Origin of the sequence: Scopulibacillus darangshiensis, assembly GCF_004341035.1 — a bacterium.
Lineage (GTDB): Bacteria > Bacillota > Bacilli > Bacillales > Sporolactobacillaceae > Scopulibacillus > Scopulibacillus darangshiensis.
Window position 1 is genome coordinate 22170 of sequence record NZ_SLXK01000032.1, and the last position, 26780, is coordinate 48949.

The 26780-nt window shown below is 42.1% G+C and carries 22 protein-coding genes and 3 tRNA genes; 3 read left to right on the forward strand and 22 right to left on the reverse strand.

The genetic code is table 11. The annotated features are described in order from the left end of the window. Positions 1–75: 75 nt before the first annotated feature. The 9 genes from hflX to EV207_RS17280 form a co-directional block, all read right to left on the reverse strand. Positions 76–1335 carry a GTPase HflX gene (hflX, locus tag EV207_RS17245; protein WP_132747398.1) on the reverse strand — a complete coding sequence of 420 codons (1260 nt, stop codon included), beginning with the start codon at positions 1333–1335 and terminating at the stop codon, positions 76–78. An 807-nt stretch (positions 1336–2142) separates the two neighbouring features. After that, positions 2143–2466, reverse strand: coding sequence for a type II toxin-antitoxin system RelE/ParE family toxin (locus tag EV207_RS17250; RefSeq protein WP_132747399.1), 324 nt, complete (start codon positions 2464–2466; stop codon positions 2143–2145). Further along, positions 2453–2725: a type II toxin-antitoxin system Phd/YefM family antitoxin gene (locus EV207_RS17255; protein WP_132747400.1), complete on the reverse strand. Its 273-nt coding sequence runs from the start codon at positions 2723–2725 to the stop codon at positions 2453–2455. Before EV207_RS17255 ends, EV207_RS17250 begins: the two co-directional genes overlap by 14 nt. Positions 2726–2858: 133 nt before the next feature. Next, positions 2859–4130 carry an MFS transporter gene (locus EV207_RS17260; RefSeq protein ID WP_132747401.1) on the reverse strand — a complete coding sequence of 424 codons (1272 nt, stop codon included), beginning with the start codon at positions 4128–4130 and terminating at the stop codon, positions 2859–2861. A 216-nt stretch (positions 4131–4346) separates the two neighbouring features. Next, positions 4347–7502: a DEAD/DEAH box helicase gene (locus EV207_RS17265; RefSeq protein WP_132747402.1), complete on the reverse strand. Its 3156-nt coding sequence runs from the start codon at positions 7500–7502 to the stop codon at positions 4347–4349. A gap of 65 nt (positions 7503–7567) precedes the next feature. Further along, positions 7568–7927: a DUF5316 family protein gene (locus EV207_RS23955; protein WP_424511381.1), complete on the reverse strand. Its 360-nt coding sequence runs from the start codon at positions 7925–7927 to the stop codon at positions 7568–7570. A 129-nt stretch (positions 7928–8056) separates the two neighbouring features. Further along, positions 8057–9613 (reverse strand): glycoside hydrolase family 10-like protein, encoded by a 1557-nt coding sequence (locus EV207_RS17270; RefSeq protein ID WP_132747403.1) that lies wholly within the window; start codon positions 9611–9613, stop codon positions 8057–8059. 406 nt (positions 9614–10019) lie between these two features. Beyond that, positions 10020–11426 (reverse strand): amino acid permease, encoded by a 1407-nt coding sequence (locus tag EV207_RS17275; protein ID WP_424511382.1) that lies wholly within the window; start codon positions 11424–11426, stop codon positions 10020–10022. A gap of 330 nt (positions 11427–11756) precedes the next feature. After that, positions 11757–12251 (reverse strand): hypothetical protein, encoded by a 495-nt coding sequence (locus EV207_RS17280; protein WP_132747404.1) that lies wholly within the window; start codon positions 12249–12251, stop codon positions 11757–11759. Positions 12252–12500: 249 nt separating this feature from the next. On the opposite strand from EV207_RS17280, the gene EV207_RS17285 reads away from it, so the two are divergent. The 3 genes from EV207_RS17285 to EV207_RS17295 all read left to right on the forward strand — a co-directional run bounded on the left by EV207_RS17285 (position 12501) and on the right by EV207_RS17295 (position 14113). After that, a complete protein-coding gene (locus EV207_RS17285) occupies positions 12501–12845 on the forward strand; it encodes a hypothetical protein (protein WP_132747405.1) in 345 nt (114 codons plus the stop codon). Positions 12846–12861: 16 nt separating this feature from the next. Continuing rightward, positions 12862–13005, forward strand: a complete 144-nt coding sequence (locus tag EV207_RS23530) for an SEC-C metal-binding domain-containing protein (RefSeq protein WP_243647126.1) — start codon at positions 12862–12864, stop codon at positions 13003–13005. Between the two features lie 193 nt (positions 13006–13198). Continuing rightward, the gene (locus EV207_RS17295; RefSeq protein ID WP_207902968.1) at positions 13199–14113 is read left to right on the forward strand and encodes a nuclease-related domain-containing protein; all 915 of its coding nucleotides are present in this window, start codon (positions 13199–13201) and stop codon (positions 14111–14113) included. A gap of 439 nt (positions 14114–14552) precedes the next feature. Here the strand turns inward: EV207_RS17295 and rlmH are convergent, their stop codons facing one another. From rlmH to EV207_RS17360, 13 genes are all read right to left on the reverse strand, one after another. Next, on the reverse strand, positions 14553–15032 hold the full coding sequence (gene rlmH / locus EV207_RS17300) for a 23S rRNA (pseudouridine(1915)-N(3))-methyltransferase RlmH (protein ID WP_132747406.1): 480 nt from the start codon (positions 15030–15032) through the stop codon (positions 14553–14555). 82 nt (positions 15033–15114) lie between these two features. Continuing rightward, complete coding sequence (locus EV207_RS17305) at positions 15115–15276, reverse strand: CxxH/CxxC protein (protein ID WP_132747407.1); 162 nt, start codon at positions 15274–15276, stop codon at positions 15115–15117. Between the two features lie 75 nt (positions 15277–15351). After that, positions 15352–16557 carry a S1C family serine protease gene (locus tag EV207_RS17310; RefSeq protein ID WP_132747408.1) on the reverse strand — a complete coding sequence of 402 codons (1206 nt, stop codon included), beginning with the start codon at positions 16555–16557 and terminating at the stop codon, positions 15352–15354. Positions 16558–16706: 149 nt separating this feature from the next. Then, a complete protein-coding gene (locus EV207_RS17315) occupies positions 16707–17501 on the reverse strand; it encodes an MBL fold metallo-hydrolase (RefSeq protein ID WP_132747409.1) in 795 nt (264 codons plus the stop codon). 4 nt (positions 17502–17505) lie between these two features. Further along, positions 17506–18348, reverse strand: a complete 843-nt coding sequence (locus EV207_RS17320) for a two-component system regulatory protein YycI (RefSeq protein WP_132747410.1) — start codon at positions 18346–18348, stop codon at positions 17506–17508. After that, positions 18345–19667: a YycH family regulatory protein gene (locus EV207_RS17325; protein WP_132747411.1), complete on the reverse strand. Its 1323-nt coding sequence runs from the start codon at positions 19665–19667 to the stop codon at positions 18345–18347. Before EV207_RS17325 ends, EV207_RS17320 begins: the two co-directional genes overlap by 4 nt. Beyond that, positions 19664–21493 carry a cell wall metabolism sensor histidine kinase WalK gene (walK, locus tag EV207_RS17330; RefSeq protein ID WP_132747412.1) on the reverse strand — a complete coding sequence of 610 codons (1830 nt, stop codon included), beginning with the start codon at positions 21491–21493 and terminating at the stop codon, positions 19664–19666. Before walK ends, EV207_RS17325 begins: the two co-directional genes overlap by 4 nt. A 7-nt stretch (positions 21494–21500) precedes the next feature. Continuing rightward, a complete protein-coding gene (yycF, locus tag EV207_RS17335) occupies positions 21501–22202 on the reverse strand; it encodes a response regulator YycF (protein WP_132747413.1) in 702 nt (233 codons plus the stop codon). 150 nt (positions 22203–22352) lie between these two features. Next, positions 22353–23849, reverse strand: a complete 1497-nt coding sequence (locus EV207_RS17340) for a M23 family metallopeptidase (protein ID WP_132747414.1) — start codon at positions 23847–23849, stop codon at positions 22353–22355. Between the two features lie 278 nt (positions 23850–24127). After that, positions 24128–24203, reverse strand: a tRNA-Phe gene (locus EV207_RS17345). Between the two features lie 171 nt (positions 24204–24374). Continuing rightward, a tRNA-Asp gene (locus tag EV207_RS17350) sits at positions 24375–24450 on the reverse strand. Positions 24451–24595: 145 nt separating this feature from the next. Continuing rightward, positions 24596–24672: transfer RNA gene (locus tag EV207_RS17355), tRNA-Met, on the reverse strand. A 557-nt stretch (positions 24673–25229) separates the two neighbouring features. Continuing rightward, a complete protein-coding gene (locus tag EV207_RS17360) occupies positions 25230–26516 on the reverse strand; it encodes an adenylosuccinate synthase (protein WP_132747415.1) in 1287 nt (428 codons plus the stop codon). Positions 26517–26780 lie beyond the last annotated feature (264 nt).

The following is a 26780-nucleotide window of genomic DNA, read 5'->3' on the forward strand; positions in this document are numbered from 1 at the left end:
TTGGCAATCCCTCTTTTAAAAAATCCTTATCCGGTGAGGGATAAGGATTTTCTGTATTATATAATCAACTTTCTCTTATTCAACAACATACTCCTGATATTTTTCAAAATCACTCATCTGGCATTCCAATTCTAATTTCGTGCCGTTGTATTCATAGCTGGTGGAAAGAACATTGGCATGCTCATTGAAATAGGAAACCAAACTCCCCTCTTCAAAAGGAATCAGCATATCACAATGGACGTTGTCATTAAAAACTTCCCCGCAGATCATCTCGATTAATTCATTTATCCCGACATCATGTTTGGCAGAAAGATATAATTTGTTATCGTCAACTTTTGGCGCATCAATACTGGTTAAATCCGACTTATTATAGGCATAAATAGTTGGGATGTTTTCGACGCCAAGATCTTTTAAAGTTTTAATGGTGACATCAATATGTTCTTTATGATGAGAATTTGAATAATCTACCACATGAATAAGCAGATCCGCTGTTGCCGTTTCTTCAAGTGTGGACCGAAAGGCTTTAACCAAATGATGGGGCAGCTTATCGACAAAGCCCACCGTATCCGTCAGCAAGAATGAACGGTTATTTGGAAGATTAATTTTCCTAACGGATGTATCAAGGGTAGCAAAAAGCATATCTTTCTCAAAAACCTGTTTATCTAATGACTGATTAAAAGTCTTAACTAGAGCATTCATAATGGTTGACTTTCCAGCATTGGTGTAACCAACCAAGGATACAGTCGGAATCCCGCTTTTCTTGCGCTGGCTCCTCTGTGTTTCTCTTTGAGTCACAAGCCCCTCCAATTCCTTATTCAAGGCTGCTATTCTTTCCTCAATTTTTCTGCGGTCAAGCTCCAATTTGGTTTCGCCGGAACCCCTGTTCTTTAAGCCTGATCCCCCGCCTTGACGTCCTAACGATTCATTTTGGCCAATGATGCGAGGAAGCATGTACTTAAGGTTGGCCACTTCGACCTGAAGCTGTGCTTCCCTTGTCTTTGCACGCCTGGCGAAGATATCCAAAATTAGCATCGTCCGATCAATGACTTCCCGATCAAGCTCCTCCTCAAGATTCCGAATTTGCGAAGGCGACAGCTCATCGTTAAAAATGACGACATCAGCATCAGTATATTTTATCAGCTGTACCGTCTCCTGTATCTTGCCTTTCCCGATATAATGGGATCGATTGATACGGCTTAAATTTTGCGCCACCTCGCCAACAACGTCGATATGGCAGGCGTCAGCTAGGTTCTTCAGTTCCTCCATTGTATATTCAAAATGGGCTTGATTATTAAGGTTCACACCAACTAAAAGCGCCTTTTGATTTTGAGTCATTTGGATTCCTCCGTTTCTTGTTTAACAACTAAATAATATCTGGGGGAAGCAAAAAAAAACACAGACAATCTGCCTGTGCTAAAGTAAATGGGGAACATAACAAAAAATGCCTGAGGAGACGTGCCACCTCCCCAGCTTTGGGCTTCCCAAACGGAAATTAACCTTCCCTCACTTTCCTTGCTAAAGTGAGGAAGGTATTCCCATTTTGCTCATTCATTTTTAAAGACAACAAAAAGGAGAGCCTGCCTAAGCCCTCTCCATTTTAAAATCCCGTAAATAAAGGTTTCCTTAAAAATAGAAAGACCAATCCCATTTACCCTGCACAACCGGCAGAGCTTTGAGCGTTATTTAATTAACGGTTCAAAGTTAGGACTAGCAATCTATTATGCAACACAAGGAAAACCTCCATTCATTATAAGTATCCCAATATTACCACAATTTCGTTTGGAAATCAATGGTTTTTTTCTTTTGCACCAAGCTCGATATCCCCTATTACCATTTTCCCTTCCAGCAAGCTATATCTTAAAGTGGGCTTAATGATACCTAGGAGTGAGGACAATTACTATTAAAATCGCCACCCGTTTCTTTTTTCTGTCGCTTGCTATTCTGGCAATCCCAATGACAACATCTTGTCAAGATCTTCGGAAACAACAGCATCGGCAATATAGAAAAAGAGAGTACAAAACCGCTGCGGGGCAGCATTTTTGACGGAGATGGCCATCCGATTGCCACATCAGTCTATGACTCTTCTTTATATTGCTATCCGACTAAAGATGATAACAGCGGCACCGCTTGATGGCGGAAATCCTATTCCCTTGGCATGAATAGCTCTCGAAGATAACCCCTGCGGCCATGCAGTGTACGATGAATAATTACATCATTATCCAATAATCTATAGAAGACAAGATATGGATGTACAACAATAAAACGATAACCTCGCACTAAAAGAGTGTATTCCTCTTCTGATAAAACAGATCCCATACGGGGAAACTCTGCCAGGTTGCCAATGTTATCATTTAGCTTTTCAAGCATCTCCTCCGCGGCAGAAATGTTATCATATGAAATAAATGAAAATATCTCATCCATGTCATCAATTGCTGCAGGTGTGTAACGAATTTTACTTTTTTGCATCTTGAATCTTTTTCCGCATTGTTGTTATGACTTGATCATGTTCAATCAATTCGGCCCCTTCGTTTACTTGTTTTTCAGCAACGAGAAGCTTGGATTGCAATTTATTACGAGCCTCCATCCGCCGATAGGTGTCATGGCTCATAACAACCAAATCCGCTTCACCATTACGTGTCAGTACGACTGGCTCATCAAGCTCATGACAGTATTTTGAAAAGCCATTATAATTATTACGAATGGCCGTTGATGGTTTAATATTCACTTCCAGCAGGCCCCTTTCTGATAGTATTATTATAACTAAATTATATCATTAATATGTTATATTATCGATAAAGGCCACCGGCCATCCATAATCCATACTGAATGTCCTGCCCTCACGATTTTTTATCCGGTACTTAACCATTCACCTGCTTTAGTTCCTGGTGCTCTTTCTTAATAAGCATGCCGCCGATCAAACCAAGCATTGAGAATAAGACTGGTATAATAAAACCGTAGTGATAGCCGACAACGCTTGACGCATTATGGAAATGATCCAGAACCTTCCCAAAGATGCTTGGCAAGAGGACAGCACTTAAAAAACCGCCAGTATTCGCAAAACCTGAAACAACACCGACCTCTCTAATAGGAAAGGATTGACGTACGACTGCGAATGTTAAAGCACTTGCCCCATTTCCATAGCCAATAATTAAGAAAAGAATAATGAACATAAAAAATGGCGGCTTTCCTCCAAATAGAAGAAAGGCGATCCAGCTTAAGAAAACAACGAAATGAACAATGATATACGGCCGTTTAATCGTTTCCAAACGACTTGAAATCCAGCTTGTCAGAGGTGCTCCAATAAATGCCCCAATCAGGCCGATCATAATAAGCTGGCTTGCACCAGACCGTGTCATGCCATACACATGCATGCCATATGGCACCGCCCACGAACCGATAAACCCTACATATGTGCCAACAAGGCCAAAGTGGCATAGGAATGTTGCCCATGCTTGGCGATTGGAAAATATGCGGCATAACATATGAAGCAGCTTTTCCCGTTTATCCTCCGTTTTAGTAGAGGATCGGGTTGTTCCAGAATTGTCTTTCATCATTTTGTTTGGCTTTTTTACAAGTACAAAATAAAGAAGCACACCGCAAAGACAAAGAATAATGCCCACTGTAAAAAACGGCACTCTCCATCCCGTTAAAGCAATCCACGCTGAAAAAGGAACGGTCGCAACCAAGAAGCCAAGGCTTCCGCTCATTCCCGCCATACCAAGCAGCCCGGTGAATTCTTTCGCTTTAAACCATTGGCTTAATAATATAACCAAGTTAACCCAAATTGTAGCATCTCCTATACCCACCAATAATCGAGCAATAAGCAAAACGAATTCATTCGGTGCAACGCTATAAATTAAAGTACCTAATCCATCAAGGAGTGTCCCCATAATCAGAAAAAAATTAGGGCCAAAGCGGTCGGATAATATCCCAATCGGAATTTGCAAACCGGCGTATGCCAAAAATTGAATACTCGTCAAAAGTCCAATGGTAGATGCTGTTACACTAAATTCCTTCATCAAATGATCTGTAATTAATCCCGGTGCTGTTCTTTGACTCACGATTAAAAAATACGTAAATAATACCGTGGCAAAAACAACCCATCTATATTTGCTATTTTGCTTTTCCAAAGGTCTCTACTCCCACTAGCTTTTATTCATTGCCTATTATACTCCTATTTTCCCTATATGGATTTGCCAATTTTATATGGAAGCGCCTTCTTATAATGTTTTGTTCCGTAACTTCCTAACTTAGGTGGAAGTCCCTACCTTATAAAAAGGCGCTCTTTCCAGTTATCCTAAAATGAGTGCCTTTTCGTATGGGGCGCGGCGTATACCGCCCCCCTTCTATATCATCAATATCTCCCTGATATCCTCTTCGGTAAGGGAGGACGGCGATCTATCTTTAGAATCTATAATTTCTTCAATCAGATGCCTTTTTTTCTCTTGCAGGTCATTCATTTTATCTTCGATCGTACCACGGGCGACGAGCTTGATGACTTGGACAACTTTTGTCTGGCCTATACGATAGGCGCGGTCGGCTGCCTGTTCCTCAACCGCAGGATTCCACCAAATATCATACAGGATGACGGTATCAGCCCCTGTTAGATTAAGACCTGTCCCACCGGCCTTCAAGGAAATGAGGAAGATATCACATTCTCCGGCATTAAATCGCTGGCATCGTTCCATGCGTTCTTCTGACGGAGTTTGTCCATCGAGATAGAAAAAACTGCGCCCCTGATTGGAGAGTTCCCTGCCGATTAATTCAAGCATTTTCGTAAACTGTGAGAAAATCAGCACCCGTCTTCCAGAGAGTCTTGATTCCTCTAAAATTTTCTTGAGCTGTTCAAACTTTGCAGAGCTTCCTTTGTATCCGTCCACAAATAATGCGGGGTGACAGCAAATTTGCCGCAGCCGGGTTATACCAGCAAGGATTTTTATACGATTTTTTTGTAAAGTATCCTTATCCAGATGCTTTAATGTGTCGTGTCTCAGTTTCGCCAAATAAGCCCCGTACAGCTTCTTCTGATCAGGAAGCAGCTCGGCTGAATCCATTGAGGCCATTTTCCCCGGCAGCTCCGAAAGGACATCCTCTTTCTTCCTGCGAAGCAAAAAGGGCTTAATTCTTCGGGCAATCTTTTCCCTTGATAAAGTGCTGAATTCCCTTAAACCTAGGAATAGTTCGGGGAATATAATGTGAAAGATAGACCACAGCTCCTCGAGCGCATTCTCAACAGGTGTCCCTGTTAACGCAAAGCAATGATTTGCCTTGAGCTTCTTCACTGCTTTTGCTGTTTGTGTCACGGGGTTCTTGAAGGCTTGTGCCTCATCAAAGAAAACAGTGTGAAAGGACTGTTTCTCATACCACTTTATATCACTGCGCAATAACGGATAAGAGGTAATGATGACATCGACACCCGTTAAATCCTTCAATATTTTATACCGTTCCGTCTTAGTGCCGTCAATGATAACAGCTTGTATATCCGAGGCAAACTTTGTTATTTCGCTTAGCCAATTGTAAGTCAGAGAGGATGGACATAAAATAAGCACCGGAAGATTCCTTTTTTGGATGTCGGAAAGCTCGGATAAAATGTATGTAATGCTTTGCAGTGTCTTCCCAAGCCCCATATCATCAGCTAGAATCCCTCCGAAACCATAACGGGCAAGGTTTTTCATCCATTTATAGCCATGCTTTTGATAGTCCCGCAATACTGGTTCCAAACTTCCCGGCACATCAAATGCTAAACTGTCCGGGTTTTGGATATTGTCTAGGAACTGGCGGAAGGAGGCCTCTAATGTGAAAACATCGTCGGCAGCATCCAGTAGCTGGAGCCCCTGGACAACTGGGAGATTCAAACCACTTTCCAGATCATCACCATCCTGAACCGGCAGTGCCGTCAGAAAACGGTTGATCTCTTCAAATTCCCTTGTCTCCAGCGAGAGCAGCGAGCCGTTCCGTAACCGATAATATTTTCGCTTTTCCTCCAAAGCATGTAAAATCTCCTTAATTTCTCTATCAGGAATGCCGTCCATTTCAAATTTAAATTCCAGCCAATTGGTCCGTTCCTTTTGGACCTTTACCCTTATTCGCGGGCGCGCCTTCCCTTTGACAACCCGGTTTCTGACTGCTGTTGTCGTGTAGATTTGGGCTTGCTTTTGCAGTTTTGGAACAACGTGGTGCAAAAATGCATACTCGAGCTCCTCATTATGAAGAAAATAACCGCTGTCCGTCTGGGTGAACGCGCTGTCCTCCATTAGCTGCAGGATAACTTCCTCTTTCTCCACATCTCTTATAATCAAAGCCCCTGCCGTAGGCTCTCGGCTTTCCAATGGATTAATTACAATGTTCTCATAGTGGAACTCAAGCCCGGCCAGAAGGCGATTTTTCACACGGTCCAAGTATAGTTTGGCAATCAGCGGTGTCTTTAGAACACTTTTGGAAATAGCCTCAGATATTTCAACATCTCCTAACTTTTTTAAACCGGGAACCACCTTTTCCAGGAAATGATTTATTTGCCCGCGCGGGATTGGAATATGATGTGATTGTGAAGCATCAAGCATCTGTTTTAGCTCTGAAAGCCGCTCACTTTCCTCTCCGGCAAGCTGGATTAAGCCGTCTCCTGTCAGCACGGACCGATATGATGTCAATAGCGTTATTCGATTCAAACCCTCAATTTCCAGCCAAAGATCCTTGCCTTCAGTCTCTGAAAAGACAAACTTTAGCGGCAGCTTCCCGCTCAATAACGGAAATCCATCAAAGGCTTTCCTATCGTACATAAGCCCTGCATGCGGAGCTTGCAAAAGTAATGGGAGCAACCGGTCCCAGGAAGATGGCGGAATGAGCAGCGTGTGAAGGCTAGTATCGCTGGCTGCTCCCTTTTCATCTTGGATCACCTGAATGAGCTGCTGAATAACAGCATCCGTTTCTTCAGGAAAGCAATGGCGATTTGGGTCATAGGTAAAAGAGACGGAAAGCGGACAAGGATCAGCTTTTTTCACATGCGTGAGAAAGTCCCGAATATCTTGCACCTTTATTTGTTCCATCCGCATTTCTATTCCGAACATGCTCTGCCCCGTGTCTATTGTAACCGGCTTGCATATGAAAGCGACCTCAAGCATTTGCCTGTTTTCGAAGTGACGCTGCCTGCCGCTTGTCCGTTTTGGCTGATGATCAAAAAGTGTCAGGAAGCCTTCAGTCAGCTCCTGATGTGACGAAGACCTTTGCTGACGCTGATTGATCGCTATTAAAACCGCCGCGATATGCTGACAATCCTTTTTAAAAGAAGCAAGTACCGGGCAGCTGCATGCCGTATGGATGTTCCCTCGGGCATCCTTTTCAATCGTCACACGGAAATCCTCCGTACCAGTAACGGTGGCTTGACAACGATCAGAACCGTATTCATCAATTGTGACACGACCCGCACGATAAAAAGCGTCACCTCTTTTGAAGGAGGCTATGCCGCATATATCTTTAATGGTTTTTTGATTTAATTTTATATTCATATGGCTCTCCTTCCCTGAGGATGTTCACTCTTTATTTTTGCCATTTTTTGTACTATATTATAAAGCTAATTTATCAGCAATAAATAATGGAATACGGTTGCCAATAGGCAAGGTATAGCAGCAAATAATAATCTCATCGTCCACTTTAGTTTATCTTTTCTATCATCTGAACCTTCATAAGCATGATTAGCCCTTGAACTGTCTCCACTTATTGCAGCCGAACCAGAAATAGCTACTGCTATAACTATAAGAATCACTGAAACGAATCCCGTAGATATTATGATTGACACTTTAGCCAATTGAGCAAAAATAACTAAAAAAACCAGAAGCAGCACTCCGACTCCCAATGACTTAAGAATTGTAGACACCCCCAATTGTATAGTCTTTTTATACGTATGCCAGACTAAATGAAGTTTGTGACACATTAACCTACACTTAGAAAACTTTATTGTCTTGTTATTATCATATCAAAAACTATGTTGGTTAAGCGAAGGCAAAAAAGCATTGGGATCCCCCCCAATGCTTTTCCCAACTTTGTTACCCGATTTTCGTCTTCAATCCACTTTAACCTTCTTGGCATCTTTGCTTTCAACGCCTGTTGGGGAAACAGATGTAATGCCGTACGTATAATCCTCGTCAGACTTAGCTCCTCTGTCTTCGAAAGTTGTTATCCCCTTTTTGTTATAAGCGACGCCAACAATATTCTCGGGATTATTGTAATCTCCCTCCTTCTTCCCATCAAACCGGTAAATGACATATTTCCTGGCGTCTTTGTGCTTTTTATCTTTAATTGAAAGTTCAACACCACCCCCAGTTCTTTTTGCTTTTACTTTATGGGGCTTTTTAGGGAGTGCCACGCCATTCCATGGTGTGGCTGGGGTTAGCGCTTGATAGTTATAGATTTCATTATCTAAAATATCCGCGTAACCAAGAGCGTTTTTTTCAATTTGCTGCAATGAAAAGTGCATTTGTCCTTTTGCGACCCCGCTCGCGCGATTGTCGAGAATTTGCCCCGGCAACTCATAGGGGTTATACCAAGCCTGATCAAAGTTATTCCCAACCTTGTAATCAGCAAGCCCAATATATAAATTGACTGGATGGACATTAGCATAGGTCGTAACTTCATGACTCCACCACTTTAACAGAACAGAATAGTTGGCCACTTCTAGTTCTCTAGACCAGTAGATTTGTGGTGTAATGTAGTCAATTGAACCATCCTTAATCCATTGGCGTGTATCAGCAAATAAATCGTCATAATCCGTCTGTCCGGCCTGTGTATCGCTTCCTGTTGGGTCATCTTCAATGTTTCTCCAAACGCCAAATGGCGAGATGCCTAATTGAACCCAAGGCTTGACTTTTTTAATCGCACCATTCATTTCCCTTACAAGCTGACTAACATTATTTCTGCGCCAATCATCTATGTTGTCAAAGCCATCGCCATACTTTTTGAAAGTCTCCTGATCAGGAAAAACTTGTCCAGCGATACGATAGGGATAGAAATAGTCATCCATATGAACAGCGTCGATATCATAGTTTTTGACGAGTTCCTTTACTGTATCAATAAGATAGTCTTTTGCTGCCGGTATCCCCGGGTTTAAGTAATACTGTGAACCATATTTGACAACCCAATCTGGATGCTTAATCGCAACATTATTACTCGCTAAATCCGATAATTTGTCCCCTGGCATTGTGACACGATAAGGATTCACCCATGCATGGAGCTCCATGCCATATTCATGCGCTTTATCAAGCATAATCTGAAGTGGATCATATCCCGGATCCGTACCTTGTTTCTTTCCGGTTATGTATTTGGACCATGGTGCTAGTTTGGAAGGATATAAGGCATCTTCAGTCGATTTAACTTGAAAGACAACCGTGTTAAAGTTCATTTCCTTCAGTTCCTTTAATGTCGATTCCACCCATTGCGTGTAAGCACTTTTATCCATTCCAGCCTTCATGTCAATGTTCTTCACCGTAGCTATCCAAGCGGCGCGCATCTCATGCTTTGGTTTCGGCGTTTCCGCATTAGCTTCTCTGCCATAATTGAAAAAGGCAGCCATCATGACAACGAGACAAACGAACCAAATCTTCCTAGCAATCTTTCCTCTCATCAAATCCCTCACTCTCTTATTAATAGTAGAAAACGCTTAGAGCTCTCCCTTATACAAAAGTGAAAATTACTAAACTACTATCCTATTGAAAATTATAGCCCTATTAAAGTAATACCGAATGATCCAATGTTCCCAATATTCTATAAACAAACATGAATCAAAAGCACTAAAATGGATTTCATATGTAAGAAAGATTCCCCCACTCGCTTTTTTCGTGCAATAATTGGTTTTTAAATCGGAAAAACTCGATGTTCCACGTGGAACGATTTTGAGGATTCTGATAAGGGGACTTAAATGTGCCCAGGAATTAAACCGGAGTCATTGATCCACTTCTGACCGGAAAAAACCTAAGGTATTTGGCCATGTAAAAAGCAGAGCATTTATGATAAATGCCCTGCTTTTTACTTTATTTAAAATTACTCACTCTTTGAGTGATGTCATTATCTTTTTCAGAATCTACCGAGGTATGCTTGCCTATTCCAAAAGCAAAAAAAGTAACGACGATGATACCGAGGAAAACAATCCCTACAATAAGTGAAATACGCGTATCATCATTAAACCACATACCGACTAACACCATGATTAAAAAAGCAAGTGTTAAGTAGTTTGTCACTGGTGCTAAAGGCATTTTGAATGGGTGATTCGCCATTTCAGCTCCTTTTATTTTTCGGAAGCGAATTTGGCTGATTAGAATAACAAACCATGGAACCATACCAGGAAGAACACTTGCACTATATACATACACAAATAAATTTTCCGGTGCAATATAACTTAAGATCACGCCAATGACTAAACCAGCAAGTACACCAAGCGTACCAAGCAATGGCACACCGTTATGAGATAGTTTCGTAAAGATTTTTGGTGCTTGTCCATTTGTTCCTAGTGTATAAAGCATACGGCCTGCGCTGTAAATACCGCTATTACAACCAGACATCGCGGCCGTGATGATGACAAAGTTAATAATTCCAGCAGCTGCTGTAATACCAACCTTCGCAAACGTTGCAACAAACGGGCTTCCAATGGAATCTAGTTGATCCCAGGGGTAAACGGTTACAATAATAAATATCGCACCAATATAGAAGATTAAAATACGCCAAATGATACTTTGAATCGCTTTAGTTAACGTCTTTTTTGGCTCTTTTGCTTCACCGGCTGTAATCCCAATTAGTTCGACACCTTGATATGCTGCAACTACTAATGATAAAGCAAAGAAGAACCCTGACCATCCACCTGTAAAGAAGCCGCCGTGGCCCCAAAGGTTAGATAATCCGATCGCGTCCCCGCCGTTGCCAAACCCAAAGAAAATAAGGCCAAGCCCTGCCACAACCATTAATACAATTGTAACGATTTTAATCATAGCAAACCAAAACTCAAATTCACCAAATGATTTAACAGAAATTAAGTTGGCCGCGCCAAGAATCACCATTGCGATAATCCCCGGTATCCATGCAGGTAAATCTGGAAACCAGTACTTCATGTATGTCCCAACCGCAATAATTTCCGACATTCCAACAATAACCCATTGGAACCAGTTACTCCATGCAGTAATATAACCTGCTAATGGATGGATATACTTATGGCCAAAGGTCGCAAACGAACCGGTGCTTGGCTCTAAATATAACATTTCCCCCATTGCACGCATAATGAGAAAAATAAATACCCCTGAGATGGCATAAGCAAGCAGGACTGACGGACCCGTCCATTGAATCGTACTTGCTGATCCCATGAATAAACCAACACCAATTGTACCACCCAAAGCAATCATCTGAATATGACGAGATTGCAAACCTCTCTTCATTTCCTTGTTCGCCACTTCGATCCCTCTCTTCTGCTTTTAATAACCAGCCTATTTCAGGCAAGCTATTAATTTTCTCTTAGTTGTCCAAATGATCAAGCGGGCATGATTTTTTAAAAAAACCCCCAAAAAACAACTCTTTACTTCTTAAATATTTTGCCATTTCAGAACTTACCTATGCTAAATATCCCAATAGAATAACGTATTCTATTATAATATGTTTTACTAATTAAAACAATTGGATTTATTAGTAGAGATGGCATATAATTCATGCAGGTCGTTGCAGGATTTGTAAACTAAAAAATTATTTGGAAGGGAATCGAAACATGAAGGTACGGTCCCTTTAATTTACCAAGAACTTTGGTAGAAGAGATAATTTTTGTCGAAGGAGAAGTTTTGAATAAGAAAAGCGAGCAATGTGTGGGTCTCATATATTTCTGAATAGTAAAATGAATCATAAGTTGTGCTGCCAAAATAAAAACCAGGCGTCGTGGGCAAAACATCTTCAGCCTTTGCCGAACTTTCTAGAATCATCCTGCAATAATTATTCAGGAGAATGATGTGACTTCTTTTCACTTCAGAAATTGAACAATTATCTACACTATCTTGCAGATTCTCTACGAACCAATTGTGAATTTGGTTCGCCTTTCGCCAATAAGCAACATCTTGCCTTTGGACGTCGTCCCAAGACATACCGGACTCTTCAAGGTGCTTTGCAACCTTTTGATATAAGATATTGTCCTTCTTTTCCAATTGCCAACGATAAGTATCAACCTTCATACTTTCCCAGAAATCCACACCTTCAAGCTTCGGAAAGGAATAAAGGTACATATCAAGTCCCATAACTTTCCCCCTATGCAATTAATTTTTTTGTACAGAAGTAACAGTAAACTAAGTGACTAATCGAAGTGTTATAAGATATTGATGTGGATGCTCTTCAAAAGATTATAAAGCGAAATGATGAATGGATTCGCCTTACGCATGGTTTACTTTACTACTACGGTGTCTTGGATACAGGAGTTGCTTTACTCTTTTCACGGATTGGAAGATCATCGGGTTTTCGATGCAAGGAAAATAAGAGAAGAGCAAGATATGAGAAGTAACATCGATTATTATCCTTTTACAAAGAAACAGGTATTGGCAGCTGCAGACCCTCATTATATCGATAAGACGCCTGCCATGAACCAATTACTCCAATTCCTATTGGAACATTATGAACTCACATCTGAAGAAACTGACGAAATAGCAAGCCAATTTATCAATATGATTAACTCGAATGCTGAACCGGCGTTGATGGTTCAATACTTACAAAGCATAATTGAATTTCCGTCTTTTGAAGCTGCAGGGCAAATAATAGATAGGGTCATGACATTACACAATAATACCCGCATGTGGATTTTAAAGGGGCATACTCCCCAGTCCCCAGGAGCTCTTTAAGTTCGATAAGCAGCATATGAAGCCTTTACCGACGGCACAGCCTTCAGCAAAACGTAAGGGGCCAAATGGAATTGGTAAAGTTAACCGTAAAAAAGTCGGTCGTAATACCCCTTGCCCATGTGGAAGTGGAAAGAAATACAAAAAATGCTGCGGGAGATGATATCGTAACGTACGTTTATTTTTACAGGTCGCCCATTTTATTTATATACCCTTTAAGAAATTAAAGGGCTTTTTTTGATTACCCCTCTACCTCATTGTAGGTAATTATGATTAAATTATTTATTTTTAATAGATGCTTTGGTATATTTAATCTAATAGACTCAAAATTACAAAAAAAAGGGAGGATGTGAACTGTGCCTTATAAATCACGAACAGAATCAAACGAATTACTCATCCTGAAGGCCTTAAACGCCCGAATGACTTTGTCTGATAAGGACAAGGGGTACTATTTCAACCTTAAAAAAGGCTATGATGGGGAATTGCTATTTGACTCCCTTACAGAAAAACTTGATTGTGAATGCTTGATTTTAAATGATTTGCTGCTCAAGGTTAATAACACCGTGTTCCAAATTGACTCACTCATTATTTTTTCAGAGGTCATCCACCTTTTCGAAGTGAAAAATTATGACGGTGATTACTTTTACGAACAAGAAAGGCTATACAGCAGATCTAAATCTGAAATTAATAATCCCCTTACCCAATTAAGTCGAAGCGAATCCTTGCTGCGCCAGCTGCTCCAAAAACTTGGATTTAAAATACCCATACATTCATCAGTCGTTTTTATCAACCCCGAATTCACTTTATACCAAGCACCTCTGGACAAACCATTTATTTTCCCAACTCAGGTTAGCCGCTTTTTGATAAACCTCAATACAACAACTTCAAAGTTAGATCGGAAACACAAAATGTTGGCCGACAGATTAATTTCACTCCATATTAAGGACTCCCCTTTTAAACAATTACCAGCTTATGATTATGACCAACTGAAAAAGGGAACTACGTGTGCAAAGTGCAGCTCGTTTTCAATAACTGTCGAAGGAAGGGGAAACAGGACATGCATTTGTGAGGAATGCGGCTACGAAGAATTGGTTGATGCCGCTGTCATGAGAAGCGTGGATGAATTTAAACTGCTTTATCCTAATAAAAAAATTACAACAAACGTGATTCATGAATGGTGTGGGATGATGGTATCTAAAAAGGTAATTAAAAGAATACTCGACAATAATTTTAAAATCGTGGGAGTTCATCAATGGGTTTATTACGAATAAAAACAAACTGACCATTTTCAGGCTTCCTTACAAAGTTTCTTTTTCGATGGATTTGTCACCTCACCTATGAACGACCTCGAGGCAGTATTTTTACCCACTTCGGGCTTTCATCACCACTATGAACGACCTCGAGGCAGTATTTTTACCCACTTCGGGCTTTCATCACCACTATGAACGACCTCGACACCGGATTTTTACCCACTTCGGGCTTTCATCACCACTATGAACGACCTCGACACCGGATTTTTACCCACTTCGGGCTTTCATCTCACCTATGAACGACCTCGAGGCCGGATTTTTACCCACTTCGGGCTTTCATCACCTTCGTAATAGCTTTTTTCACCCATTTACTGCCTTTCGCCCTCCAGCCCCCTCAAAATTGTCCTTTCCTTCAACCAACTCCCCTATAAAGCCCTCATCCAAATAACCATAAACCTATCTACTTATGATAAGTCTCACCCCTAATGATCTTAAACGCCCGATAGACCTGCTCCACTAAAATCAGCCTCATAAGCTGGTGCGGGAAGGTCATCTTTGAAAAAGACAAATGCATATCGGCCCGCTCCAGGACAGCGTCGCTCAGACCATGTGATCCGCCGATAACGAAGGCGATTTTGCTTTTGCCATATGTGGCAAGGTTGTCGAGCTGGCTGGCCAATGTTTCGGAGCTGAGTTGTTTGCCTTCAATGGCGAGGGCGATGACATATGTATCCGGGGAAACTTTGGCGAGAAGCTTGTCCCCTTCGATGCACTTGATTTGTTGGATTTGGGCGGGGCTTAGGTTGTCGGGTGCTTTTTCGTCGGGGACTTCCGAAATCACCACCTTAGCGTAGGGGCCGAGGCGTTTGACATATTCGTCAATGCCCTGCTTTATGTATCTTTCTTTGAGCTTGCCAACGGTTAACATGTGGATATTCACAAGTTATCCCTCCTTACCAACAAGTTATACACAGAATTTATCCACATATCCACATTAGTTATCCATATAGAGTATGCGAACATTAATTTGTCACAAGATATATTGCGGGTTTATCGCAAAATTCACAGGTTGTGGATAACTGTTCCTCATTCAATAATGCTTTCATCATCGGCGCGGTTTCACATTCATCCACAATGATATCGAGAGCAAGTTCGACATGCTCCAAACAGCAATAGTGCTTCAAGTACTTCTCACCCTTTCATAATTTTATTTTACAACGACAAAACAGGAGAGCTAGAAACTCTCCTGTTACTTGCCGTTATGAGAACACTTTATCGCCAAGCTTGATCTTAGTTGTGTGCTTTTTGCCGAAGCGATAGTATGTCACATCAACAGTCTGATCAGGTTTAAGCTGTGTATAAAGATACGTTGAGAATTTAATGTAGCTTTGGATCTTCTTACCGTTAATTTCGGTAATAACGTCGCCAGCTTTTAGCCCGCCTCTTGCAGCAGGGGAGCCGTCTTTGACCTCTGTGGCAACAAGTCCTGTATGGACGTTGTCAGGAATTTTCAGCTGCTGCAAAGCGTTGGTCGGTACGTTATTAAGGTCAACAATACCGATGCCAAGATATGGCCGTTCAATCTTGCCTTGCTTCTCAAGCTGCTTGATCACAGGCTTTGCCACATTGATCGGTATCGCAAAGCCAATACCCTCTACCGTTTGCTCCGCGATCTTCAATGAGTTAATACCGATAACCTGACCTTCGATATTCACTAGCGCACCGCCGCTGTTACCAGGATTGATTGCTGCATCGGTCTGAATAACCTGTGCCTGCATAGATACATTGTCATGCTGAACAGGGATCATACGATTAGGTGCACTGACAATCCCTTCAGTGACTGAACCGTTAAAACCAAGCGGATTTCCGATAGCAATAACCGGTTCGCCGCGCTTCAGTTTGGAGGAGTCGCCGAACTGGGCAACTTCTTTCACTTTATCGCCAGGTATCTTTAATACCGCTAAGTCATAAAGTGAATCCTTACCTAACACCTGTGCATCGACCTTCACATCATTGCTCAAACGAACCTCTACTTTGTTCGCCCCTTCAACAACGTGGTTATTCGTCACAATATAAGCACCGCCATCAGATTTCTTATAAATGATACCTGAGCCTATACCCGTCTTTTGATATTTGTTATCGAAAAAGTTCGCTCGTTTTAAATTGATAACCGTAACAACTGCCGGTGACACTTTATCGACCGCCTTGGTCACACCTGATGTCACATCAACATTGACCTGCTTGGTTGACCCAGGGCTAGTTGTATTTGTTGTATTGCCGCCCGTTTCAACGGCATATGGCAAAACACCCAAATTTGATAACACTGGGGCAAATACCAAAAAGACGACGATACCGACGATAGCCCCTAGTAAGCCTGCAAGGAACCAGCCACCCCGTCCCCGTCGTCTCCCCCCCGACCGGTTAGGTTCTGACGGATCAAGATTATGATCATCGTAATATCCCATAGATTCATCACCCTTCTTTTTTTAACTGCTGTATGTTCTATGGTTAGTATACCTTTTAAAGCGCTTTTTCATTTAAATATGGGACATTTTTGATATATTACTCAATTGGACCATATTTATTAATAACCGCTCCCGATGATCACTTAAACCTATATAGCCGACAATCTGGTCGGCACAGCGGGATCTGTATCATAAAGACCCAAATCGTCGCCGGCCCTTACACCGTATTGCTCAAGCTTTTGCTGGACACTCATCCGCGCCAGCTCCTTCATATTATTATCCTTGCTTAGGTGTGCCAAATGGACACGCTTTGTTTCATTTCCGAGGATTTCGGTTAAGGCCAGTCCCGCATCTTCATTGGAAATATGGCCGGAATCGCCTAGAATCCGGCGCTTGACGTTCCATGGATAGCGCCCCATCATGAGCATTTGGATATCATGATTGGCTTCAAGAATATAGGCATCAGAATGCTTAACGGTTCCTTTAATACGGTCAGATACATAACCAAGGTCCGTCAACAATGATAATTTCTTCCCCTCATGCCGAAAAACAAAAAACATCGGTTCAGCAGCATCGTGGGAAACGCCGAAGGACTCGATATCGATATCACCAAAAGTGTGTACAGCACCTGTTTCGAAGTTGAACTTTTGATCCAAAGGGATCTCACCGATCAATGAAGACATTGAATGCCACGTTTTTGCATTCGCGTAAATCGGCAGTTTGTGGCGTCTGGCAAACGCCCCTAGACCTTTGATATGGTCGCTGTGTTCGTGTGTCACAAGAATAGCGTCCAGGTGATCTGCCCGGCGGTCAATATGCTCAAGCAATCCCATCATTTTTTTACCGCTTAGTCCGCAATCGACTAAAATTCGCTTCTCGTTAGTCTCGATATAGATCGCGTTTCCAGTGCTGCCGCTTGCCAATACACTGTATTGTAAAGTCATCCTGTCACTCCGCATCATCCATAGTTTGAATAAGTCCTGAGGTTGCATTGACAAAAAACTCTTTCATGCCCTCGTTTGTCTTCACTCTAACATGCCAAGAGGGCATAAAGAATAGCGCTTTGTCCAAAGTGGCGTCACCGATCAGGTTCAGATAGCTTAGTTCAACATCCTTAACCACAGGATTTAAACTGACGGGCAGCTCATTTTTTTCCCATAAATTATTGATTGCTTTCTCTGCACTGATAAGGTCCAGCGCGTTTTTTGCCTTGCTGAACGTAAAATAACTTTGTCTATACCCGGTAATTTTCCCATTATCAACAAAGACCTTTAGGGTATTTGAGTTGCCTCTTTCTTTAATAAAAACTGGGCTGTCATTGAATGTCTGAACAAATGTGATCGTATGTTCCTTTTCATCGGTCTTCCAATATTTATATTCATTGCCTTTATAGACATAGTTCCGCAATGCTGCCTGTTGATTTGCCGCTTTTTTCGGTATCGGAATCGGCTTTTTAAGCGTGCTTTGAATGACTGTGCCGTTATCAAAGGCTTCAATCGTTTGAATCACATGACCCTTTGGTCCTTCAAGCCTTTTAAGCGAATCAAGCAGCTCACCAGTGTCATTAACAAAAGACATCCGCTGTCCCTTGATTACAGTGATATTCTTTTTAGCCTCAGGCAGCACCGTATCAATATTTATATTTTTCCCCAAATTACTTTCCACATTGTTTTGTGGAAAAACATCAAAGTCCTGGCTATTCTTATGACGGTCATACAGCTGGTTACCCAGAAAGAGATCAAGAAGGAGGAAACAAATTATAAAAATCGTCTTTGTTCGGCTCCAATTCATGGTTGTTTCTCTCCTTCTATAGGCTTCTTAGGCGCAAGTTCATCTGCGACGGAATGCCATTTTCCTCCCTGTTTGTAAAACCATTCGGGGACGAGATTGATGGATGGAATAGACTCATCTACGGGTCTCAGCCGGTAGCCGATCCGAAGATCCTCAATCGTTCGTGCTGTTAATGAGGCTTTCTGATTAAGCCGATCAAGCACCTTACTCCCTGACAAAATCCTGTTATGATCCTTTTCACCGATCTTGTTAAAATTAAGCAAGGTCCGATTGAGATTTCTTAGTTCCCCATTTTTCCACACCAGATTAATGGATGGCAAATATAATATTGAGTACTTCAGACTATACACGGAGTAGTCGCCGAGCTTCAATCGAAAGTTCACTTCATCCTTCATAGCAGATGGTGATTGCGATAGACCATCATAGATAAAACTGTCTGTCCAGCCCTTGTGGCTATTGATATAATCAAAGCTATGGAGGATTGGATCTTGCCCTCCAGCAGGCGTTATATTATTAATCGTCGCATTAACATACTGCAGAACATTAGCGTTTTTCTCCATTTTGTGGCTGCTGTCTTGATAGGTGCCATTATTATAGAACGCATTTTCCGGATTAGGGAACAATATCTGCTTAAAATCCTCAAAATTAATTGTGTCATAATAACTTAAAATTGATGGAATATCCTGATCCTGATCTGGCAGAAAGACCACTTTGTCCTTTAACCGCTGTTTAAAATAGGGTACAAGCTTCTTATCCGGCATCGTGCTCTTAAGATCATTAAGATCAAGTGAAGACACTGTCGCATAAAAAGCAGGGCTTCCATTAGGTGTTTTGAAAACGGCGATGACACGATTTTCACCGAATGGCTTATAAACCTCTACACGGTCGATCAGTACATTTTTTTTAACCGTCAGCTCTTTCCGATTAAATTGAAACAGCTGTGTCAGTGTATCAATGGTTAAGGGAGCAGAAAAAATAATCTCATAAGAATTATTGTTATGCTTTTCCGGAAGGCTGCCTTGGCCACCCAAGGGAAAAACATTGGAATATTTCCCTGCAAGCATAAGGCTATAGACCTTTGCCACTGACTCACTGTTAGGTTGGCCATATATTTGGTCATCCAGATGGTAGACGGCTAAGTAAGGCTGAACAACATCCGCTAGTTCCCTGGATTCAGCGATCGCTATATTTTCGATTGATTCACCGGGCCCCTGGACTTTCTTGTAATCTGTTTGGAAAAATAAAATATTCCATGTCAATGCAACACTTAAAAACACTAAGACAGTTAAAAAAACAGTTTTTAATGTTTCCCTTTTCATAATTCCCTGCCTCCCCTAGTTAACGGGAGTGTAAAAATAATTGTTGTTCCTTTGTTCCATTCACTTTCGGCCCAAATTTGGCCACCCTGTGCTTCAATCATTTCCTTGGCAATAGCGAGCCCAAGCCCAGTTCCACCAAGCTTCCTTGAACGGGCCCGGTCAACACGATAGAATCTCATGAAAATTTTCCCTAAATTTTCTTTAGGGATTCCGACGCCTTGGTCACTGATGCTTATCCTCAAAAAACCCTTTTGTTTAATTACCTGGAAGGTAAGCGAACCGCCTTCGGGAGAATATTTTAAAGCATTGGAAATGATATTATCGATCACTTGGGTCAGCTTATCTCTATCGATATAAACATAAACTCTTGCGTCCGGCAGCTTCCGGACCAAATGAATGTTCTGTTTCTTTGCCATATCAAAGCGGTCGATAATTTTATTAAAGAAGGCCATAAATTCAGTCCGCTGTGGTGAAATAGTGTAATCCTTGGCATCAAGCTTGGAAAGCTGCAGGAGATCATTGACAAGGCGGATCATTCGCTCAGTTTCGGTTTGTGTCACGCCGAGAAACTTCGTTGCAAGGGCTTCATCATTAACAGCACCGTCTTGCAGGGCTTCAAGGTAGCTTCGCATCGTTGTTAACGGGGTCCTAAGTTCATGGGAGACGTTAGCAACAAATTCACGACGTTCGGTCTCGACTTGCTCCTGCTCCGTAACATCATGCAAAACAGCAATCAGTCCGTTAACTGCCCCGCTTTCCTTCTTGATCATCGAAAAATTGGCCCTAAGCAATATTTTTTGTTCATCATTGCTGAAGTCCAAAATGATCGTTTGGTCTAGCTTGTAAAGATCGTCAATGCTGTATTCATCTTTAACTTTAAGCAAATCGATAATGAAAGATCCCAGCACGTTTTGACGGTAGACACCGAGCAGCTCTTCTGACCGGTTGTTCATTAGGATAACATGGCCGTTCTTGTCCGTGGCAATTACACCGTCAGTCATATAAGTAAGAACTGAACGCAGCTTCCGCCTTTCAGCCTCAGTCGTTGCGTTAGCTTCGTGTAGCCTTTCGGTCATATTATTAAAGGACATGGCCAATTGACCGATTTCGTCTTCATCATAACGCTTGACCTTCCTCGTAAAATTACCTTGGGAGATAGCCAAGGCCTGCTTTTGCATTTGTGCGAGCGGCTTGGTAAAGGTTCGCGCCAAAAACATGCCGAGGAGCGCGGTGACAAGCAAAGCGATCACAGTTGCGCTCGCCAGAATGCCGTTATTTTCCCTGAGGTCCTTATAGATTCCTTCCATGGATTTTGCAACATAAAGAATACCGTAGCTCTGATTGTCGACCATGATCGGAGTGGTGATGGCGCCAAACCGCTCACCCGTCTTTTCATCCCGCTGCTTGTATTGATGATTGGTATTTGTCGAGTTTAAAACATCATGCATTATCTTCTCATCGGTCGTTCGTTTTCCGACGATATCCTGATGCTCTCGATCTGTTGTGGCGACGATTATCCCGGTATCGTCAATGACCTCAACTTCCTTAAGGCCGCCTTCAATATTTGATAGCTGATCGTTCACCTTTGCCGTAATATCGTTCGGGTCGCCTTGCGTTGTTTCCTTGGCTTCTTTAATTGCTTCCCCGACATTAATGGCGAGCATGTTTGCCTGCTGCTTTAGTGTTGCATTGAAGGTGTCAAGGGAATTCTCCATGACACGGTCAGTAAAATTGACACCGATGATTTGCATGGCGAGCAATATCAGCAGGGTGTATACGAGTACAAATTTAACTTGGATCGATTTAAAAAAACCGACTTTTTTCATGTAAATACTACTCCTGATCCGGATTTCTTAGATAATAGCCGACGCCCCGTCTTGTAATGATCCAAGCTGGACGACTCGCGTTGTCTTCAACCTTTTCTCTCAGCCTTCTTACAGTCACATCAACCGTTCTGACGTCGCCAAAGTAATCATAACCCCATACGGTTTGCAACAGATGCTCGCGCGTCATGACTTGTCCTAAATGCTTGGCCAAATAGTGAAGCAATTCGAATTCACGGTGGGTGAGCTCGATCGCCTCGCCTCTTTTGGTTACTAAATAGGCATCAGGATGGATGGTGAGCGCTCCAATTGTGATTTCATTGGTCTTGTCTTCTTTTTCTGATTCCTGCTGATGGCGGCGAAGATTCGCCTTAACCCTAGCTATAAGCTCACGGTTGCTGAAAGGCTTTGTGACGTAATCATCAGCACCAAGTTCCAGACCGAGCACTTTATCGATCTCAGAATCCTTAGCTGTCAGCATGATGATCGGCATATCGTAGGTCTTTCTTAATTCACGGCAGACCTCCATGCCGTCCTTCACCGGAAGCATCACATCGAGAAGAATCATGTCGGGCTTTTCTTCTTCAGCCTTTTGCAAAGCCTCTTCACCATCATAAGCAACGATTACTTCAAAGCCTTCTTTTTCTAAATTAAATTGTAAAATATCTGCAATTGGTTGTTCATCATCAACAACAAGTATTTTTTTATCCATTGAGGCCGATCCCTCCTGGCTAATTGTCAAATTTATTTTGATACATTCATATTATTTTACCATACAAGCTGATCTGATGTCATGATTGTCTACTATTCTTGGTAAAGCCCATGGTAAAAGCCTTCGGAAGAAGCTTCCGAAGGCTTTTTGTTACGGCAGGTAGTTTTCCGGGTTAACGAGGTTGCCATCTTTATAAACTTCAAAATGGAGGTGACGGCCAGTAGAATCCCCTGTGGACCCCATGATGCCAACCTGCTGTCCTTTCTTGACAACCTGTCCTTTGTGAACGGTAATGGATGCCATGTGATTATAGGTTGTCTTCATACCGTTATTATGATTGATCACGACCCTGTTGCCATAGCCGCCATCATCCCAGCCGGCAGATGTGACAGTGCCATTGTCCGCCGCTAAAATGGACCGGTCGGTGACTCCGGAAATGTCAATGCCCTTGTGAAACTCACCCCATCGTTTGCCCATCTTGCTTGTGATGACACCGCCGACCGCCGGCCAAGCGAGCTGACCTGACCCTCTAGAAGGGACGACTCTTGTTCCTTTTTCAATGATTTCCTTTTTGGGTTCTGACAGAATTTTTTCTTTTAAAGTCTTTTTATCAGCGATATGACCGTTTTCTAAGATAATCCGGGAGGTGACCCGTCTTTTTCCGGTCTTCCCCTTTTGAAGTACCTTCTCATCACCTTTATACATGTCATCGTTCTTTTTTACATCTCGGTCAAAATCAATCTTGTATTCTCTCGTTTCATTTTTTACGACTTTGATCTTAAGGTAAGGTTTAGGCTTTTTCACGATGATGGTATCGCCGACATGCAGAATGCCGTCTTCTTTAATTTTAGGATTAAGGTTATGAAGCTCGTCCATTGAGAGATTGAAATGGTCAGCAATATTACTGAGCGCATCCCCCTCTTTCACATTATATTCGTCCTTAACTAGATTGCCATGTGAAAGGAGGTCAACCATGTCATCAACGCGGGACAGCTTATCTCTCGTTGTTTTACTCTCTTGGGTATTAAAATCATCTGACAGCTCAATGGATAAGATCCCGTCCTCGAGTTGATCTGAATTAGGTTTGTCATTTTTCGATTCGCCATCCGAATCCTTCTTCTGCTCTTCAAACTTTTTCATGGCCTTCTCAGATATATATTGCTCCTTGAATTTTTGAAGGACTTTATCGGCTGCTTTTTGATCCTTCACGAAGCCTACGGTTTGATCGCCGACTTTAATCTCGGCGGCTTTCACCCTAACCTTGATGGCGTCTTTAAGTTTGGTGATGACTTCCTTATCATTAGTAGAAGCCTGAAAGACTTTTTCCGGAATCAGTGTAACATCTTGGCTCAGCACATAGTCATAATCTGGATCTTTCTCTTTTGCCTTTGCCAGCATGTCTGATGTAAGCTTATTTATTTCACTTTTATCATTAACTGTGCCAAGGGGGTTCTCCCCGGCATAGACATGATATATAGTCTGGATATTGTTTGAGGCGGCCATCTGTCCGTTAGCCGCACTCGCATGGTGACTTCCAGTTCCTAAAGCAAGTGCTATTGCGCCAGCAAACAGGGCCCCTTTTGTAAATCTAGTAAATGTTTTCGAAGCAAAACCTGTGATCGCCGAATTTATATTAATTTTGTTCATTTTCCCTTCCTTCCCAAAGCAACACACACTTCTATATATGTAGGTCGATTGTCTTATTTGATTCTCACAAATACCAATCTATCATAATTGTGCAGGGCCTCAAGGAAATCAGAGGATTTGTAATACACATGTAGGAATCGTGTCATTTTATGGAGTCAAAAAGAAAATGTAGCAATCAAGGGGAATTTGGCCTTCTGCGGACCGGATGCATTATTTGGGTATAAAAGGGAAAAAAGCATATTACTCATAAAGAGTAACATGCTTGTACATGCAAAACATGGTGGCTCGAGACGGAATCGAACCGCCGACACGAGGATTTTCAGTCCTCTGCTCTACCGACTGAGCTATCGAGCCATTTTATATTGGTGGTCGGTATTTTGTATTTCTGTCTCTCCATCTGCAAGCTTTTGCTCCGAGGCGTATGCTTCGAGACAACTCGAAGTAATTTCAAGATGTGATGCTCGTTGCTCTACCGACTGAGCTACCCGAGCCATTTTATATTGGTGGTCGTCCAATTAATCAAAATGGCGGACCCGACCGGGATCGAACCGGCGATCTCCTGCGTGACAGGCAGGCATGTTAACCGCTACACCACGGGTCCACTTCTTATGTAATTAAGGTAAAACTATGTATTTATGATAGTTATTCAATGTTGAACGTTTGATAAATATTGGTTGCACCCAGCGGGCACTACCGATATCAAGCGATCGATGATGATTATTCGACGTTGAACGTTTGATAAATATTGGTTGCGGGGGCAGGATTTGAACCTGCGACCTTCGGGTTATGAGCCCGACGAGCTACCGAACTGCTCCACCCCGCGACGATATGAAAATTAATGCTTATTCATTTGTTATAAAAAACTGTCTCTCCATCTTCCAGAAAAGCTCCGAAGTGTATGCTTCGAGACAACTCGTAGTAAATTCGAGAAGTGATGCTCGTTGCTCCACCCCGCGACGATTTGAAAATTAATGCTTATTCATTTGTTATAAAAAACTGTCTCTCCATCTTCCAGCAAAGCTCCGAAGTGTATGATGCTTCGAGACAACTTGTAGTAAATTCGAGAAGTGATGCTCGTTGCTCCACCCCGCGACGATTTGAAAATTAATACTTATTCATTTGTTATAAACATCTTATGCTTTTGTGCTGTTTGTGACAACAAATAATATAATACCATCTTATTTTTTGAAATGCAACTGTTTTTTTATCGACGGAAGGAAAAAGTGATTTTTTGTGCCAAATCGGGGCTTTATTATCCGGAAATTTAAGATGAAAAGCCATAACATTTTAAAGTTTCTCCGTAACTGTTGGACCTAATTCATCAAACAAAAAAAACCACCGGAATGGTGAAATTTACCATGCCGGCGGGTCGTTAATACCTTATGCAAATACGCCTCTGACCAAGTTAGTTTGGTCGCGGTCAGGGCCGACGGAGAAGATGGAAAGGGGAATGCCTGTAAGCTGAGAGACACGCTCAAGGTAGTGTCTCGCGTTATCAGGAAGTTCAGAGAGGTTGTTCACCTTCGTAATGTCTTCCTTCCAGCCTGGCATTTCTTCGAAGACAGGTTCACATTCAGCCAAAACCTTAAGGCTGGCAGGGAACTCCTCAATGGTTTCGCCTTTGTATTTATAAGCAACACAAATCTTCACCGTTTCAAGGCCGCTGAGAACATCAAGGCAATTAAGCGACAGGTCAGTCATGCCGCTGACACGACGGGCGTGACGAACGACAACACTGTCAAACCAGCCGACACGGCGCGGACGTCCAGTTGTCGTCCCGTACTCATTGCCTGTATCACGAATTTGATCTCCAATAGCATTGTTCAGCTCAGTCGGGAACGGGCCATCGCCGACACGTGTCGTATAGGCCTTCGTTACACCGACAACATGCTTGATCTTCGTCGGTCCGACACCAGAACCAATGGTTACACCGCCCGCTACAGGGTTTGATGAGGTGACAAAAGGATAGGTCCCTTGATCAATATCAAGCATAACACCTTGCGCGCCTTCAAACAGCACACGGCGCCCTTCGTCCAATGCATCATTTAAGACAACGGAAGTGTCGCAAACGTAACGCTTAATCTGCTCCCCATAACCTAGATATTCGTTAAAAATATCTTCCAGCCGGAATCCTTCCGTTTCATATACTTTTTCAAGCAAGCGATTCTTATCCTCAAGGTTTTTCGCAAGCTTTTCTTTAAATGTTTCCGGTTCAAGCAGGTCCGCCATACGGATGCCTGTACGTGCTGCTTTATCCATATAAGCCGGACCAATGCCTTTCTTCGTTGTCCCAATCTTTTGCGCGCCTTTGCTTTCTTCTTCAACAATATCCAATTTGATATGATATGGAAGAATAACGTGGGCGCGGTTGCTGATCCGCAAATTATCAGTTGAGACACCATTCTCATGCAAATAATTGATTTCTTCAACAAGTGCCTTTGGATCGACAACCATACCGTTTCCCACAACACAAATTTTATCATCATAGAAAATACCAGACGGAATCAAATGCAGTTTGTACTTTTTACCGTTAAATACAATCGTATGTCCGGCGTTATTGCCGCCTTGGTAACGTGAAATAACCTCGGCGTTTTCTGAAAGGTAATCCGTAATTTTCCCTTTACCTTCATCGCCCCATTGCGCTCCAACAACTACAACAGAAGACATAATAGCGCCCCCTAAAAGTTTATAAGATCTTTTAAAAACCATTGTCATTGTACCAGTTTTATTCTATTAAAGTCAATGAAATACGAACATTTTAAGTGATATATCCAAATTTCGTTCGTTTATTTACCCAAACAACCCTTATGCTTATTAATATGAGCTAATGTTGGCCAAATCATAACCACCCTTCCAAAGGGTGGTTTGCACAAAGGCTATAAGCCTAAACTACCGGCCGGCGTCTAAAGGCGCTGGCTTTCATTTAGCATT